Consider the following 16834-nt stretch of genomic DNA (forward strand, 5'->3'; position numbering starts at 1 on the left):
GGTATGTGATTTGGACAGCATATGCAGAGTAAACAGACAAAAGAGGGGTAACCTGGTTTTGAAAAGGAGGTTTTATCTGTCTAAAAGCCTTGTTTTACGGGGATGGATTTCTTGATACCTGATTATTTTGGACAGCAGTGGGTCAAGGCAAATTAAAAATTTCTAATGAAGCATTAGCAACTTTTACGATAGGATGGACGATACGGCATCTTTTTCTCGGTCACAGTAGGAGTTCAAAATTTTAAACCCCTACCCGCTTCTGTCCCCGCAGATATGATAAGGTAATCATGGAATATTTAAGTAATATTAGATAGCGGAAGAAGAATACGCATAATTGACGGAGATGAGCAAAATTAAATTGCTGCACGAACCGAAAGAAAGACCGATGAGCATGGCCGTTCTATTATCCGGGTCCGGAACGAACTTCGTTGCCTTACACCGGGAGCAAAAGAGGTTAGAAGGGCTGGGAGACAAAAACTATGGAAGAATCGATGTGGTTTTTACCAATATGCCTGGCTGTAAGGGAGCGGAGATAGCCAGAGAGTTGGGGATACCGGTCGTCAGCCTGAGCTCAAAATCCTATTTTCAAATCCTAGAAAAGAACCCGGACGACGATGAAATTAGAGATTTTTATGACGCTTCCGTCATCAGTCTTTTAGAGGATGTCTGCACGCCGGACCTGGTAGTTTTATCTGGTTATAGGAGAAGATTGGGCAGCTTATTCATGAATAGATACAGGGACAAAATAGTAAACCTATATCCCGGAGACACGACAAAAACTTACCGGGTAAGGGGAGTTGATGCGTCCATTCAAGCACTCAGAGCCGGTGAAAAGGAGATTAAATGCACCGTATTTCTGGCAAGAGAGGGTGAGCGGTTCGGGCCGGCGATAGTTCAATCACCACCCATATCGCTCGAGGAATTCAGTGAAAAGGATTCAAGAGAGATGCAGGAAAAAATAAGGAGAGAGGGGGAATGGAAGATATTTCCATATACCGTTCATCACCTTATTGCTAAGGGAAGGGTGGGCATAGACGAGGAAGACAGCATTTATATAGACGGCATAAAAATGCCGAAGGATGGGTATCAATTCGTGAATATAATTTCCTAAAGCTCAATCTTAATCGAATTACCATCGGTGATAACTTTGTATGTTTTTATGGGATAAGAGGATTTGGTTAAACAATGGCCGGTCTTCACATTAAACATATATCCATGGTTCGGGCACATGATAGTATCGCCGAAGACCGGGCCGTAAGTAAGTGGATACCCCTTGTGCGGGCATACGTTACTCATAGCGTAGAGCTCTCCGTCAAGGTTGAATATTACGACCTCAGCCCCGTTGACCGTAACCACCTTCCTCTGCCCCGGCCCGATTTCTCCGAGTTTTGCTACCTTGACTAATTTTTTACTTGATTGCTTTTTTTCACTTCTTCTAGCCAAGATAGATTTATATTAACACAAGAAACGGTATGTGCTTTTATCCCCACAAAGTAGAAATACAAGTGAAGAATAGAGACAAACGCCCACCCGCCCATACATCCACACACCCACACCATTTGACTTCAATACTAACTCCTTGCCTTACTCCCTAAAAAGATATAAATTCTAGTATTCAAAAAAGTTAATCAGGAGGATGACATGGCAAAGCTTGTAGAAGTGGCTAAAACAGATGATATCGAGCCGGGCCAGGGCATGCTCATAGAGGTAGAAGGAAAAGAGATAGCCTTGTTTAACTGCGACGGGACTTTCTATGCAATTGATAACGAATGCACCCACGTCGGCGGCCCGCTATGCGAGGGAGAGCTGGAAGGGGACAGGGTCATTTGTCCCTGGCATGGTGCCGAATTCAACGTGAAGACGGGGGAAGTGCTAGGGCCTCCTGCACAAAAAGGGGTCAACGCATACAAAGTGCATGTAGAGGGGAATACGATAAAGATAGAGGTTTAAACAATCTACCGATGATCGGTCATGATAGAAAGATAATTGGTCGATGCTCGAAGCTTATACTACAAGTGCAGTTCCTCGAACAAGTCCCCGGAAGGTCTATCCCTGGACAGGTCCTTTGCATGTTTAAGCTCCTCCCTAAACTTGCCTTCCAGAATCAGGTCGGAAAGAGCAGTTCCTGCGCCGTATGAAATCATCAATCCCCTTCCGGTGTGTGCGCCGCATTCATATATATTTTTGAACCCAGGAACTTTCCCCAAATAACCGGAACGGTCCGGGGTTTCCGCATATAGTCCGGCCCACCCTCTCAAGAATTTAACCCTCTCGAATTTGCTGATCCGCTGGTATAGGGGAAGCCAAATATGCCTGACGAAAAGGCTATCCTCCTCCAACCCACCGAAACCGTATTCGAGATTGTATCCATAAGGCTCGTCCATGTTGGAATAGCCGGCAAGTATATTCTCCGCATCCTTGTGAAAATAAACGTCAGACGTATCTATTAATATTCCATAAGAGGATAAATCCACTTCCGGGCACTTTATAACCACCATTTGTCTACGGCGCGGTTTAATCTCTTCGTCATTAAATCCGTAAAGCCTCGAGATTCGGGGAGACCAGGCCCCGGCGGTATTTATTAGGGTACCGCACTTGAACGAAATCTCTTCCTTGGAAGCTTCTACCTCTCCGTTGATCAAATACTTTTTGATTTGCTCGGATTCGTTATCGCCCGATTTTTTCAATTGGTCCGCGATTACCTCTCTTGCTTCACTATTATTAACCACTATCTTTTTGACAAAGCACCGGTCAAGAAACACAACACCCCTCTTTCTTGCCTGTTTCCGGTAATACTCTCTCAAGGAATAATGGTCGATTAGCCCTGCCTTTCTGGATATGGAAAGTCCGGCTATGCCTTCCAGGTTATCTACGAATGGTAAAAACTCCGGAACTGCCTTGGGGGGATGAAGCTCTACCGGAAGCCCGTATTCTTTGTAAAGCGGGTAATTCTTGTTTATCTCCTCCCACCATTCCCGGTCGTGCATCCAGAAGTATCCAAGCTCGCGAAACTGAACTTCATCTCGAATGGTTTCGTAGAAATCTATCGAGTACCTGCAGAGTTCTATATTCGCCCGGTTTCGCCAGGTAGCCCTTACCCCGCCGGCATTTTTTAGCGTGGATGAGTGTTCTCCCTCCAGGTCCAGGTCGATAACCGCTATACTAGCGCCTTGCCCCATCTCCTCCAGCCTCTGAGACAGCGCCATCGCCCCGGCTGACCCCAGGATACCCCCGCCAATGAAAAGGAAATCAAAACTATAATCTGACATTATTTACTCGTTTTCGATCGATCTCCGCCGAACAAATTTGGAATCACCCAATAACTACTAAGAAATATAACTTTTATCGAATATTTTATCATATAGCGGTGCTAGAACTTGTATTGTCCCAAACTTGCCCAAGATAAGAGATTGCTTCGCGGGGGAGCTGATGTACTTATTCCAAACCCTATGCAGCGAGTGGAAGTACTCAAGGCCTGCCATAATAACCCCCCGAAGGGATAAATTCCACGACCGAAGCAATCTCATTCCTACAAACTACTGTTAGCAGGACTTACATCGCTTATTCGAACAGATATGATTTGGACAGCGTTTACATAAAACGTAAAAGAAAAAAGGGAACCTGATTTGAAATTAGCCTTTTATACATCTAAAAGCCTTATTTCATAAGTATAGATTTTTTGATTTCCGATTATTTTGAGCATCGGTGGTATTGCCCATTTAACCAAAACAGGATAAAGATTTTATTGACAAGGGTTCATTCCTCGTGGGACAATTGTTATTGTAGAAAAAAGATAGATAAGGGATAAAGATGCAAGAAGATACCAAGACCAGCGATAGCAATTTCAGGATAGCCGTCCTGATAGACGGAGAGAATGCCCAGCCCAACCTCTTAGGGCATATTATGAGCGAGGTGGCAAAAAAGGGGATTGTCACCATCAGAAGAATCTATGGAGACTGGACCAGCCCTCACATGAAGGGATGGAAGAGCATCCTCCACACCTACGCAGTCCAGCCTATACAACAGTTCAGATACACCTACGGAAAAAACTCTACGGACAGCTCTTTAATCATCGATGCAATGGACATTCTTCATGAAAAAGTAGTCGACGGCTTCTGTATAGTCTCCAGTGACAGCGACTACACTAGGCTGGCCACCAGGATAAGAGAATCGGGGGTTTTCGTGATGGGGATAGGTCAGAAAAAGACCCCGCAGCCCTTTGTGAAAGCGTGTGAGTTGTTTGTTTATACAGAAAATCTAGGTGATAAAGCGGATGTATTAACAGAGGAATCGGAGAAGGATTTGAAGAAAACAGGGGTTGCCACCAAGGAATTGATCGGCTTACTCAAAGAGGCGTTCAATATGGTAGTTCAGGAAGATGAGCTAGCCTATCTGGGTAAGATCGGTGAAGCTCTCCGAAAACTGGACCCGAGCTTCGACCCCAGGAGCTACGGCTTCAGAACTATGACCCCCTTATTCCGTTCCCTACCCGAACATTTCGAGATAGTCACCAAGGATGCCGGAAAATCGGTTTATATAAAACTAAAATAGCCTGACTTCGCAGATGACCTAGGCCTTTCTTTGGATTTCGAGCTTTTGGATTGCCTTCTCACTTTGCTCAGCTATCTTGCCCACCGGGAAAACAAAGAGATACTGGCCGGTGTCCCGTAGCACGTCGAGCGCCCGGGATGAGACTTTGTCGAAGAATTTGATGGAGGTACCGTCGGTGATCAAAACACAATTCTGGGGCTTTTTAAGAGCATCGGGCATCTTCTCCTTGAGAAACTCGATAACTCCCCTAAAGCGCTGGACCGAAACCCCTTGCCTTTGAAGCGACACCAACCACCTCAGCATAATAAAATCCTCGACCGAATATAACCTGGGTATTCCCCTACCCTGGCTTTTTCTTATGCTTGGAACTATCAACCCGATTTCTTCATAGTAATAAAGGCGGTCGAGGCCTAGTTTAACCCCTTCAAGCGCCTCCAGAAGCTCGATAACATCCTTACTTTTCAAGCCGTTAAGAATTTTTACCCTTGCTTTGGTTGTGTTCTTTTTGCCCACGGATGCCTCGGTAATAACCTGGAGCATTAAGGTCAATCTACATATGAGTCAATGAACCCCAATTTCATCTTCAAAATAGCACAAATAGATGGCCGATTCAATCCAATAGCCAATACCTAACCTATTCAATTACACTGTAAACTTTTTATACTACTTGAATCTAAAGACTTAAGCCTAAAAGTGAGGAGACTGTCATTAACAAGACACTGATTTTCGCTGCCATTTTGACCCTGACGTATCCTTTCCTACTCCCATCTAGCTACGGAGCTACCGAGCTAAAGCTGAACCCCAGCCTCGATTACTCCAGTGATTCAAACGACGGGCCTTTGATAACCAGGGTCAACATGGCCGACGGAAAGGTTAATCCCGGTAAGCCCGCCCACATAATCTTAATCATCGTGAGTGCTACAACTCCAAGCGCCAGGCGAGGAGGACCGTCGAGCTTTACCGGAGCTATGAGGGAAGGGTAGATTTCATAGCCATCCACCTGGATACTGAAATATCCGACGACCGGAAGAAGCTCAAGAGCCGTTTCTATCGCAATTACATTCCTCATGTAACCATAATTGACGGACATGGGAAGGTCCTTTATGACAGTAATGGGGAGGTCGGTACAGATAACCTTTCAAGAATACTAGATAGAGCTCTGCAGGACTCAGATGGAGAAGCACAAAATTAACTTTTTATCCACAATCCCTCCCTTCAAAGGAGTCTACACCGACTAAAGCCGAGGTGCTCATGACAGGATTGATCCCCGACTGGATTGGGTGTTCCTCTCTGTATGTCATCCCCGAACGCATTAATCGGGGATCCATAATTAAAATACTGGATTCCCGCTTCCGCGGGAATGACAGATCGGTGGAGTTCCACTCCCCGCCTAGGCCAGGACAAAGCTTCACGTGAATGACGGGAAGGAAAAAATCTCTGGAACCGAATAAAATTCCTCATAAGCTCCCTCACGGGAGTTTATCCTGAGGAAGCCGAAGGATTCAGGACAGGATTCGGAATGATAAAATTGGTCTACCTCATATTATTCAGGACAGGACTCCAATAGCACGTGAGACTGCTTACACTTTTATTAATGCCCTACGGTTTGGAGCTTCAATATAGTTTCACAAAATGACTCATGCAGTAAGGTACCTTCAGAAATTGGTTTATAAAAATCGTGCCACCCATCGTGTATATTTACAAAAGGATGAGAGTGAGGTTGAGACTATTCGCATATCTTAGAGAGGCCTTCGGTATCGACGAAGAAGAAATCGAAGTTGAGGATGGAACAACTGTCAGTGCACTTTGGGACCAATTCAAGGATAAGATTCCACAAAACCGTAACTTCCGCGTGCTCTTTGCCATAAACGGAGAATATGTAGAGAAGGACACCGAATTAAAGGAAGGCGATGAAATAGTCTTCATTCCCCCTGTAAGCGGTGGATAACCGGGAGAACGCCATTCCCCAGAAGCCATTAAGGAAATAGCAGAAACCTCTCCCTTTCCCAGGACCTATTCCCGAAGAGAGGAGTAAACCTCCTTGGAATAGACTAATGGACAGCGGTTTGCCGGTTTCGGTATGGGCTTTTGATTTTCCTATACTAAAACAGTGGGAAAACCTGCTCAGATCGCCGAGTCGGGCACTGCCTCAAGCACCTCTATTTTCCCCGCAACGAGATGCATACCGTATATTCCGTTCGGGTTTACTATCAGGCTGGGTAGCCCGTTCCGGAAGTAAGTATTTTTACTGTTGGGAGGCAGGGTAACCGGTATAACCACCGTTGCACTGTATGGTTCTGTAGGGTAATAGGATAGGTAATAATCTATCTTTACTTTGAGTCCCTTATAAGCCACGTCGGTTGGGTTCTCGATTGTCACATTATGCATAGTAGCCATTCCCCAAGCCGCATAGAAGGAATAGTCAGTGATATTAATACCTGGAACATTTTTCCCTTCCTGCTCCGCCCTGACCTTACCCTCAAGAAAAACTGAAAGCACGGAAAAGATGATAAAAGCCAATAAAAGGATTGATCTAACCTTATTATGTCCTTTGCAACTCATTTTTGTTTCCTCCCGGCATAGTTTTTTCAATAGACAGGCAAAGTATATACCGTCGAGAGAAAAACCACCATCCCACCTAACGAACTGGAAACCCACCAATTTTTGTCGGCTCCATAATCCTTAGATGGATCGAGGTAGGAGCGAGTCGGCATAAAATAGTCTTACATGACGAAAATTGTCATTTGATTCCGCCTGGTTTATAGGTCCCAGAAACTTGTTTAAAGAAAATAAGGAACACCTCTTTAATTCCCCCTGCTTCGACTTCCTCAGCACAGGCTTAGCAAGGGGGGTAGAAAAGCTGTTTGAACGGATAAGATTTGGACATAGATCATATAATTAGAAGGTCCTGACTAGGAAGTAAACCGCGAAACTGATCAAAATCATTTACTTCCTGATTTCTCGAAATATTCCCCTTCCAGCCACTTAATTAGACACTCGTGGGAGCAAGCCTAACCCAGATCAGTCCGTGTCGGTCAATCCGCCCGAAGCACAAAAATTTATATGCATAGAACCCTGGTACTTAATCTGCCGCAATTTGTAGCATTCTTCTATCCCTTTTATGTATCCAAGTCCTTGAAAACATTCAAGCGGTGATTAAATTAACTAATGGCATGTAATTTGCATAATAAATTATCGTGACGTTTAAATTGCACAAGGAGGTTCAAGTAAGATGACAATAACAATCGCTCCTTTTACGGTCGACCCGGGTTACGATTTCACGGCACCGGTGGCTAGATATGGAAAGGAAGAAGAGTTAAAGAAGGCACAAGGCCCGATTACATACTGGAGAATATATATAGACGACAAATACGTGTCCTATACTTCTAGCAAGGAATTGGCCGAGAAGACTAAGGCCTGGATGGAAAAGTGGTTAAATGGAAAGTCTTGAATCGTGGCGAGGTAAGCCAAAGATGCTAATGGTAGAAGAAAAGGGCTGGCTTAAAAAACCACATCCGGGAATAATATTCCGAGGTGTGCTTCCGCCGCTTTTTTCGATAAACAAAAAACCGGAGGTAATGAATTACATAGATTTAAACAAGTACCAAAACTATCTGTAATAAATTAACCCCCTAATCCTCACCGCTCTGTAACCGGGTTTATCCCGCTTTCCTAAGAACATTTAAATCCTAAAAATTACCGGAACCCACCAAACCTCATAAACTGCAATAGTCAAGAATTAATGTCGGAGGCGCCGAGAGAAGCTGCATCTTCCCGATAAATTGTCACCACTGTCATTCTCAGCAGTGAAACCCCAAAAAATCTAGACCCTTCGCTGCCGCCCAGGATGGCAGAAAAAAATGTGAAGAGACTCCCCGACAAGTCTATTCCTTCGCGGGGTTACACCGGGTTTATCGAACGTGCTGACGGTTCGACGGAGTTTATGCTGAGTTTGCCGAGGCGCTCACCATGAAGGAGGGGGAAAAACTCAAAGTATTATCCCTTCACCCTGAGCGGAGACGAAGGGTGACGGAAAGACCCGTGGTTCGACGGAGTTTATTACTTCGCTCGGTACTCAGAGGAACATTTGGACAATTGAGGGTTTTCCGTTACATCCGACTCGCTAACACAGTGTCTGTTTGGTTAAATACTGACTATTACACATATCCATAAATATCTCCAGGACCAGGCAAACCTTGGAGAAATTATGTATTTTATTAGAGACTAAAGACCGGGGTTTGTATAGATGAAATTTGGTGCTCACGTTTCCATCGCCGGAGGGATAGAGAAATCGCCATCGCGGGCCCGAGAACTCGGTTGCGAGTGTTTTCAAGTTTTTACAAGACCGCCCCAGGGTGGAAGCCCTTCCAGGCTCGACCAGGAGACGGTTGACGCCTTTTTCGAGGAATGCTCCCGGTACAAACTTTTTGATTATTACATACATACGCCCTATTTCATAAATCTGGCCTCGGAAAACAAAGAGACATGCTGGGCATCGGTCTCCATAATCAAGGAAGAGCTGGCAAGAGGAAGCATAATAGAAGCAAAATACGTCGTGACCCACATCGGGAGCGGGAAGGTATCCGGTAAATCAAAGGCGATCATGAAGGTTACAGATGGGTTAAAAAGGGTTTTAGACGGACACTATAATAAAACTAAACTACTTCTGGAAAATTCCGCCGGCCAGGGAAGTATAATTGGCGATACCTTTGAAGAACTAGCCGAGATACTGGAAAAGGTGGGGAATCCCGATTTAGGGATATGCCTGGACACCGCGCACCTGTTTGCATCCGGCTACGACATTAGAACCGAAGAGACGTTCAGAGCCACACTAAGACGGTTTTCCTCGATTGTTGGCCTGGACAAGCTTAAACTGCTCCACGGCAACGACTCGAAGGTTGGGCTTGGGGAGAGAAAGGACCGGCATGAGCACATAGGCAAGGGCAGGATTGGAATCGATGGCTTTGCAACTATAGTTAATAATCCTCATCTTAAAGACATAGACCTGATAATCGAGACCCCTCTCGAAAAGGTGGGAGACGATATAATGAATTTGAAGAAGTTGAGGAGCCTTAAGAAAAAGTAAATTCCAAGGACAAAAGGTATTCTTGAATGAAAGCACTATCCATAATCGCCCTGATAATCGCCGTCCTTACTCTGGCCATAACCGGCTATCTTATAAGGGAACTGCAAAATGAGCAGAAACTCATAGCCGAAGATGTGTTGAAACTAAAGCAGGAAATGGCAAAGTCCTGGCAGCATGCGCCGAAATCCGCAGGGGAAGAGTGGCCCAAATATCACCATGCCACCGGTACATTAAAGCTCATTACCGGAAACCGAGTTGTTATCGACCAGGATGAGATGCCCGGATTTATGAGGGCCATGATAATGAGCTATGAGGTCGAGAGCCCGGAACAGCTCAGCACTCTCCGGCAAGAAGACAGGGTGAAACTAAAACTCAAGGAAACGGAAACAAGCCTCACCGTAGTAAGCATAGAGAAACAGTGAAACCTTATAATCGCCGGATCACATTGCCTGTTTCCTTAGGCGGGCCTATAATTTCGTCGTAGTCTTTTAAATGAACCACCCTGGAGCAAGACACAAGGAATTCTCAAGTTACGGGAAGGTCGAATGAGGGTTATTCTGATCTTCGTTGCATTAATCGTCCTGGCAGTGGTTGGTACGACCTACTGGTTCGGTGTAGAGGCGGAGAAGACGTACAAAAACATCCAGGAAGGGCTTTCCCAATACGGGAATGTCGAGATAATTAAAAGAAAATATAACCGAGGTTGGTTCAGCTCAGAAGCCGAGACGGAATTGGGAATACGGGTAGGGACTAAAAAAATAGCAAGTTTAATATTAAACGACCGCATCAGCCATGGGCCAATACCTATAAGGGAGCTGATTGGCCGGGATTCCCGGCTGAAACCGGTACAGGCAATAATCAACAGCACCATAAGGACCATCCCGGGGACCGGGAATGAACTAACCGATTTATTAGCCGAGATGCCGCCGCCCCAGATAAAAACAACGGTCGAAATCAAAGGTCACGGGGAAAGCCTAATATCCATGCCGCCATTCGCCCATCAAGACCGGGAGGGAAACGGCTCTATAAAGTGGCAAGGGGTTTACGGCTCGGCTAAGTTCAGCCCGAACTTTAGACAAATAACCACCGATATCAAATCTCCCGGTCTCGAATTAACCAGCGATGAATTTGAATTATCCATAAAAGGGATTGAATTTGATTCCCAACTCCGTAGCCATGTACCCGACCTCTATAACCCGACCGGTGATATGAATCTTACGATCGGGAATGTGAACGTAGAAAACAGGAAGCCCCAAGAGCGCTACTCGATTGAGCAGTTGAAACTCTACGGCGGGACTGAGCTAACCGGGGACAACCTGGTTGCCAAGAGCACATTCTCTTTTGAGAATCTCAATACCGGGGCGGAAAACTATGGGCCCGGTTATTATGAAATAATCATACGGAACATCGACCCCTCGGCATGGGCAAAGCTTCAAAAGATGCTCAGGGAAACCCAGGGTATGGATACATCCAACGAGACGGAGCGGGATTTACTCATAGGTAAGATAATAGACATTCTGCCTGACCTTATCAAAAATTCCCCGGAGGTCGAGCTGGCCAAACTGAGCTTAAAAACGGACAAGGGAGAAGCTTCCGGCCGGGCAAAAGTAACCATAGATGGCAGTAACCCGAAGATAGCTAAAATCCCTTTCCTCCTCCTTATGTCCGTGAAGGCAGAGGCCGGGTTTACCATTCCAGAAGCCCTTACCGAATCTATACTCCAAAATCTAGCCCGAAAAAACCTGTTAGAGAAAATTGAGGACTTAGACGAAGTTCCAAAGGGTGAAGATATAAACGAGTTGTCAAAAGCCGCTGCCTCCGAGCAAGTCAAGAAGCTCATCGAGCAAAAGATACTAATACCCGAAGGCGAGAATCTTAAATTGGACGCAAGCTACGAGAGGGGCGTGTTTAAACTAAACGGCCAACCCATGGAAACGCCGTTTTCCGGATAGCCAAGATACCTCATATAAAGGGTGATCATTCCGTTTCCTTCTTAACCGGTGCATCGGCAAATGCACTAAACCTCTCCTCCAGTTCCCGATATCCTGTAACCCCGACGAGTTCTTCAAACTCTCTGAATGAGTAGCTATTGGTAAAACCTGATGTAGTGCCTTTTTCCCTGAGATGACGGAAGCAAGCCTCCATTGCCCTCGTGGCCGCGAATAACCCGGAGAGCGGGAATACGGCTATCTTGAACCCCAACCCTTCTAATTCCCCAGCGCTAAGTAAAGGGGTTTTCCCGCCTTCAACCATGTTGGCAAAAAGAGGGATGTCCGGAAACGACGAGGCTATCTTCCTAAGCTCATCCACCGATTGTGGGGCCTCGATAAAGACGATGTCCGCACCGGCATGGAAGTAGGCCCGGCCTCTACGAATCGCCTCATCCAGTCCGAGAGGGGCGCGTGCATCGGTCCTGGCTATAATCACCAAGCCGCTATCCTCGCGGGCATACACCGCCGCATGAATTTTCTCAACATGCTCCTCCATCGGAATTACCGCTTTCCCCTCGAAGTGGCCGCACTTCTTGGGCCACTCCTGGTCCTCCAATATTATTCCGGCCGCGCCAGCCCTGACTACATCCGTCACCGTTCGGATAACGTTAAGGGGGTTTCCATAACCGGTGTCGATATCCGCCACCAGTGGGACACTCACCGACCTGGCGATACGCTCGACGCTCCATAGCATCTCGGTTGCGGTAAGAAAGCCGTAGTCGGGTCTACCCAGCGTCGAGCCGGATACGCCGAACCCGCTGGTGAACACCACCTCAAACCCAATTCGCTCGGCGAGCCTGGCTCCGATACAATCGTAAACCCCGGGGAGAACCAGTATGCCCGGCCTCTTTAGTATTTCCCTTAGCCTATGTCCTTGAGTCAAAGCGAGAGCTCCAACGATTTATATCAGCTAGTTCTGAATACTAACCAGAAAGGTTGTCAGGTCAAGTCTTTTTCAGGTTGGCGATCATAACAATTCCTTCCCTATTCAGATAAGCAATCGTTAACCGGCTCGACGGCTGCGTCCGCAGCGACTTGCTGGCCGGGTCAGTCCAGTTGACGCTTGAGGTCGTCGAAGTCAAACCAGACATTTTCCTTCTCGATGAACCCCTCCCTGAGCTTAAAGACGTGGAGGAGCCGGAGGCGCACCCTACCGGCCTTGCCATCCAGTTTGAAAGGCCGTCCATCCACCAGATAGCCGGTCCAGATACTCTCGTCGACCAGAAAGTCGTCCCCGTAGAGGCGCATTACCGGCTCGACGCTGCCGTCTTTGAGGCAGGGAAACAACCGTTCATAAAAGCCACGAATCGCCGCTTTCCCTCGAAGCGGGCCATCCGGCCCCCCTATCAACTCGTGCTCGGCATCTTCTGTAAGGGTTCCAAGCACTCCCTCGACATCGTCGGCCGCCTCGTACATGAAGTGGTCGCTGACGAGCTTGTCCATCATCTCTCGGTTCATAGTTTTCATCTCATAACCTCCTGCAGTAGCCGGTTGAACTGTTATTAGCCTGTAAACATCCGTCATGATATCCCAAAAAGGATGTTATACTGCAAACCGCCGATTTATCCTATGCTAAAATAAGTGGAATTTCAAACCAGGAGCAAAAAGAAAAAACTGCTTGAAGACTGCCTAGAGTCCGGGCCAGAGGAGAATTTGCGAATGAAACCGGATAATGTAAGGAATTGTGAATGAGGCCTAAGATAAAAATTAGCACACTATTCGCAGCAGGAATTATTTGTTATATCATAGGGCTTTATGTTATAGGGTTTATGAATACCCCTTTCCTTTTTATCTTATTTTTTGCCATTGCCACGTTTTGTTTGTTAATTACTTTCTTCTTGCTCTTGACAGACCTTTTTTGGGAAATACTCCCACCGGATAAGGCAGGTGTTTATGGAAATGATAAGTGGACATATAGGGTATATATTCTGGCCTATCTTATTTTTTTCCTCATAGCTGGCTGGACAATCAACCACTACTTTTTGCCCTATAATAAATTTCATCCCGTAAGCTTACTGGGAAATGCGGGAATATTGCTTTTCTCAGCATTTTTAGGATGGAATCTGTTAAAGCCGAACGGGAAGAGTATATTAATAGGCACAGCTTCATTTATTTTGTTCGTCTCTCTACTGACAATCGTCGGTTCAATTAGCGATAAAGATGTCGTGCCATCTTCTCATGAAGAAATCAAGTCTTTGCCATACCTGACCTGGGTTCCCGCGGAGAAAACCATACAAAAATCCGGGGTCACTATTCACGACCAAAGGCAATCCTTTAAAGGCGTGAACATATATAACTCTACGAACTTGTCAAAAGCCTACCTTATGGATATGTCCGGAGACATATTACACACCTGGTCGGCAAAAATGAACGAAGATGACACCTGGCATCATATAGAGATGGATAATAACGGCGATTTATTATCCATCGTCGAGGACGCTATGCTCCTAAGATTAGATTGGAATTCCAATATCAAGTGGGTTGTGAAAATGCCTTTTCATCACGATATAGCTATTGCTCAAAATAAAGATATTTATGCCTTGAGAAGAAAAGAAGAGATGGTTTTCATATCCGGCTTGCCCGTGCCTATTCTTAATGATTATATCGTGGTCTTATCTCCGAATGGTGAGATTAAAAGAGAGATCTCTCTTTTTAAAGTTTTAAAAAAAGGAGTTCCCTTTAATGTGGTAACTAAAATATACCTTTGGATAATTAACCCTAAAAATCTATGGGAAATAGTCCGGCGAAAGTTAGAAGGTGATTATATTTTTTACGGTGCTGACCTCGTCGATATTCTTCATACCAATACTATTGAAATAATAAACAGAAGCATCAACGGGTTGTGCAAAAAAGGAGACATATTGATTGCCGTCCGGAATTTGAATCTTATCGGGATAATAGATTTGGAGAATGAAGACCTCATCTGGAGCTGGGGGCGGAGGAGGCTAAGCAAGCCGCACCACCCCAGTTTATTAGAAAACGGAAATATCCTGATTTATGACAACGGCCAGAAAAGAGAATATTCTCGCATAATAGAACTCGACCCGCTCACAAAAAAAATTGTATGGAAATATAGGGCAAATCCCCCAGGTCAATTTCACTCTCCGACCAGAGGGGCTAACCAGCGGTTGCCAAATGGGAACACCCTTATTACCGAGAGTGACAGCGGGCGTGTTTTTGAAATTACCAATAATGGACAAATCGTATGGGAGTTCTACAACCCGGAGATAGACACCGAGGAAGGGACAAGAGCGGCAATATACCGCATGTTGAGACTTACCCACCCTAAAGATTATGCTATCCTTGGTAGGCTAAAATAATATGTAATAACTAGAAGTTAACCAAACAGACACTGCCTTGCCAGTCGCATCTAACAGGACGATTTTAATTGTCCAAATCTCACTCTGAATACCAATCGAAGTAATAAACTCCGTCAAACCATGGGTCTTTCAATCACCCTTCGTCTCCGCTCAGGGTGAAGGGATAATACTTTGAGTTTTTCCCCCTCCTTCATGGTGAGCACTTCGGCAAAGTTTATGCTGAGGAATCGAAGCACTCAGCATAAACTCCGTCGAACCATGAGCACGTTCGATAAACTCAGCGTTAATTCCACGAAGTAACGAGCGGACTTGCATACGCTGAAGGTGATTGTGGTAATTTATTGGAAAAATGTAACTTATCCCGGCCTCGTCCGACAAATCAAATCTTGATTATTACCAATAACGCAGCTCCTTACATTTAGAGATGATATCCGGACATTACCGGGAATTAACCATATAATTCCGAAGCCACGAGGACATAGTGCTTATTAGGAGATAAAACAAGGTCGAAAATATAAGCCAGTTAAAGACCTCGTCTATACCGGAAAGCACCGGCCGAGGGATTAAACCCCTGAACCATATTGTCCAGCAAGAAACGATTATCCCGGTTAAAGTTAACACCGAAATAAATCTCCTTTCCGGGTCATCTTTCCAGGATACCAACTGCGGTATCGTAAAGATTAAAAACATAAGCCGGTAAGCCCAATTATTGCCCAAAAAAAATGTGCCGACGTAAATTCCTGCCCCGACCCTGAAGGCATCAATATAACTAACATCGTCCTGCGAAACTCCTTTTGAATTTATCTTATAGACGTGTAGCATCAAACAACCGGCCATAATTGTGGCGATGGGAATAAACGAGGGCAATAAACCTATAGAAAAGTAGCTTCTTGACCCATAGGCTAAAACACCCGAACCTTTTTGAGTGGTACGGAAGATCTGGGCTAAATCCGGCCAGTTAATGGCCAAATATAGCACAAAAGCTCCCACGAAACTCAGGAACATCAGCCAGAACCTTCTCCGGTCATATTTCAGGAAATAAGGCAGGGCGAAGACCGGATAGAATTTGATGAAAGAAGCAAACAACAAAATACTCATAGATATTATCGCGAAATTGGAGGTGGAAAGTGCTAAAGACACCAGAAAAAATATGAAAAGGTCGTGGTTGCCACGCTCGACTCCGAGCATAACCGCAGGAGAGAAAATAACCACGGCCAGTAGTAAGGCTGTCATAATATTGATCGCCTTGAACGATATGAAAACTCCCAAGAGGAAAAGGGAGATAAAAAGAATGCCAATGAAGGCGGTATGACTTTGATTGAGTTCTAAGTTGGAAATTATGTATTGAACCAGCCTTGGCTGATTCATTCTTCTTCCCCATGGGTCACCCGGATTTCTATATAACGGGTCATAATCGGCGGCCAAAGACTCCGCCCCTCCGGTCAAGTTTCTCAAGTCGGCAAAATTAAGCTCCATTAGCGGGATTCGCCAGATAGTCCAAATAGAACGATAGTCTTTGGAAAGGCCAAGAAAGGCAGAAGCCGCTATTACTCCCGTAACGATGAGGATAAGAGTAATCTTTCCTTTCATGGGCAATCAGGGAAATAGCGGCATCCCGCTGTAATATCCGGGTTTAGTCCCACAGTTAACCTCCAATTGGACTGTAAAAAAACGTATTATGCCGAAATCGCTGGATTTCCGTGATGCTACAACAAGTCCGGTATTACGTCAAGGCAAGGTTTTACTCCCTCACTTTTTGCCAAATCATTTATAATTACCATAACTCGTTTCGCCGGGGGGCAGAACAATAAGAGGGTTGTCAAAGAGCAATGAATAAAGGACATCACGGAGAAAGATATCTGTAAAATGTAAGAAAACTCAAACCT

At 45.4% G+C, this 16834-nt stretch carries 18 protein-coding genes; 10 read left to right on the forward strand and 8 right to left on the reverse strand.

Annotation, left to right across the window (positions count from 1 at the left end; genetic code table 11):
- Window positions 1–343: 343 nt before the first annotated feature.
- Window positions 344–1111 carry a formyltransferase family protein gene (locus VNN20_09465; protein ID HWP92411.1) on the forward strand — a complete coding sequence of 256 codons (768 nt, stop codon included), beginning with the start codon at window positions 344–346 and terminating at the stop codon, window positions 1109–1111.
- Here the strand turns inward: VNN20_09465 and VNN20_09470 are convergent.
- On the reverse strand, window positions 1108–1443 hold the full coding sequence (locus VNN20_09470; GenBank protein HWP92412.1) for a Rieske 2Fe-2S domain-containing protein: 336 nt from the start codon (window positions 1441–1443) through the stop codon (window positions 1108–1110). The two genes, VNN20_09465 and VNN20_09470, sit on opposite strands and share 4 nt — an antisense overlap.
- A gap of 198 nt (window positions 1444–1641) precedes the next feature.
- Between VNN20_09470 and VNN20_09475 the strand changes: the two genes are divergently transcribed.
- Complete coding sequence (locus tag VNN20_09475) at window positions 1642–1950, forward strand: non-heme iron oxygenase ferredoxin subunit (protein ID HWP92413.1); 309 nt, start codon at window positions 1642–1644, stop codon at window positions 1948–1950.
- A 59-nt stretch (window positions 1951–2009) separates the two neighbouring features.
- On the opposite strand, the gene VNN20_09480 is transcribed toward VNN20_09475, so the two are convergent.
- Window positions 2010–3269 (reverse strand): FAD-binding oxidoreductase, encoded by a 1260-nt coding sequence (locus VNN20_09480; protein HWP92414.1) that lies wholly within the window; start codon window positions 3267–3269, stop codon window positions 2010–2012.
- Window positions 3270–3810: 541 nt separating this feature from the next.
- Between VNN20_09480 and VNN20_09485 the strand changes: the two genes are divergently transcribed.
- Entirely contained in the window at window positions 3811–4551 is a 741-nt protein-coding gene (locus tag VNN20_09485; protein ID HWP92415.1) for an NYN domain-containing protein, read from the forward strand.
- A gap of 18 nt (window positions 4552–4569) precedes the next feature.
- Here the strand turns inward: VNN20_09485 and VNN20_09490 are convergent, their stop codons facing one another.
- On the reverse strand, window positions 4570–5091 hold the full coding sequence (locus VNN20_09490; GenBank protein HWP92416.1) for a hypothetical protein: 522 nt from the start codon (window positions 5089–5091) through the stop codon (window positions 4570–4572).
- A gap of 271 nt (window positions 5092–5362) precedes the next feature.
- Window positions 5363–5641, reverse strand: coding sequence for a hypothetical protein (locus VNN20_09495; protein ID HWP92417.1), 279 nt, complete (start codon window positions 5639–5641; stop codon window positions 5363–5365).
- A gap of 630 nt (window positions 5642–6271) precedes the next feature.
- Here VNN20_09495 and moaD point away from each other — a divergent pair.
- Entirely contained in the window at window positions 6272–6499 is a 228-nt protein-coding gene (gene moaD, locus VNN20_09500) for a molybdopterin converting factor subunit 1 (GenBank protein HWP92418.1), read from the forward strand.
- Between the two features lie 176 nt (window positions 6500–6675).
- Here moaD and VNN20_09505 read toward each other — a convergent pair whose 3' ends face one another.
- Window positions 6676–7113 carry a hypothetical protein gene (locus VNN20_09505; protein HWP92419.1) on the reverse strand — a complete coding sequence of 146 codons (438 nt, stop codon included), beginning with the start codon at window positions 7111–7113 and terminating at the stop codon, window positions 6676–6678.
- A 670-nt stretch (window positions 7114–7783) separates the two neighbouring features.
- On the opposite strand from VNN20_09505, the gene VNN20_09510 reads away from it, so the two are divergent.
- From VNN20_09510 to VNN20_09530, 5 genes are all read left to right on the forward strand, one after another.
- Entirely contained in the window at window positions 7784–8002 is a 219-nt protein-coding gene (locus tag VNN20_09510) for a hypothetical protein (protein ID HWP92420.1), read from the forward strand.
- The gene (locus VNN20_09515; GenBank protein ID HWP92421.1) at window positions 7989–8171 is read left to right on the forward strand and encodes a hypothetical protein; all 183 of its coding nucleotides are present in this window, start codon (window positions 7989–7991) and stop codon (window positions 8169–8171) included. The genes VNN20_09510 and VNN20_09515 overlap by 14 nt, the downstream gene beginning before the upstream one ends.
- 626 nt (window positions 8172–8797) lie before the next feature.
- Window positions 8798–9637 carry a deoxyribonuclease IV gene (locus tag VNN20_09520; GenBank protein ID HWP92422.1) on the forward strand — a complete coding sequence of 280 codons (840 nt, stop codon included), beginning with the start codon at window positions 8798–8800 and terminating at the stop codon, window positions 9635–9637.
- A 26-nt stretch (window positions 9638–9663) separates the two neighbouring features.
- Window positions 9664–10059 carry a copper-binding protein gene (locus VNN20_09525; protein HWP92423.1) on the forward strand — a complete coding sequence of 132 codons (396 nt, stop codon included), beginning with the start codon at window positions 9664–9666 and terminating at the stop codon, window positions 10057–10059.
- A gap of 123 nt (window positions 10060–10182) precedes the next feature.
- Window positions 10183–11589 (forward strand): YdgA family protein, encoded by a 1407-nt coding sequence (locus tag VNN20_09530; protein HWP92424.1) that lies wholly within the window; start codon window positions 10183–10185, stop codon window positions 11587–11589.
- 25 nt (window positions 11590–11614) lie between these two features.
- On the opposite strand, the gene VNN20_09535 is transcribed toward VNN20_09530, so the two are convergent.
- Together VNN20_09535 and VNN20_09540 are read right to left on the reverse strand one after the other, a co-directional pair.
- On the reverse strand, window positions 11615–12511 hold the full coding sequence (locus VNN20_09535) for an oxaloacetate decarboxylase (protein ID HWP92425.1): 897 nt from the start codon (window positions 12509–12511) through the stop codon (window positions 11615–11617).
- Between the two features lie 164 nt (window positions 12512–12675).
- Complete coding sequence (locus VNN20_09540) at window positions 12676–13095, reverse strand: nuclear transport factor 2 family protein (GenBank protein HWP92426.1); 420 nt, start codon at window positions 13093–13095, stop codon at window positions 12676–12678.
- 221 nt (window positions 13096–13316) lie between these two features.
- Between VNN20_09540 and VNN20_09545 the strand changes: the two genes are divergently transcribed.
- On the forward strand, window positions 13317–14948 hold the full coding sequence (locus tag VNN20_09545; protein ID HWP92427.1) for an arylsulfotransferase family protein: 1632 nt from the start codon (window positions 13317–13319) through the stop codon (window positions 14946–14948).
- 438 nt (window positions 14949–15386) lie between these two features.
- On the opposite strand, the gene VNN20_09550 is transcribed toward VNN20_09545, so the two are convergent.
- Window positions 15387–16538 (reverse strand): hypothetical protein, encoded by a 1152-nt coding sequence (locus tag VNN20_09550; protein HWP92428.1) that lies wholly within the window; start codon window positions 16536–16538, stop codon window positions 15387–15389.
- Window positions 16539–16834 lie beyond the last annotated feature (296 nt).

This window comes from Thermodesulfobacteriota bacterium, assembly GCA_035559815.1.
Classification (GTDB): domain Bacteria; phylum Desulfobacterota_D; class UBA1144; order Nemesobacterales; family CSP1-2; genus DATMAT01.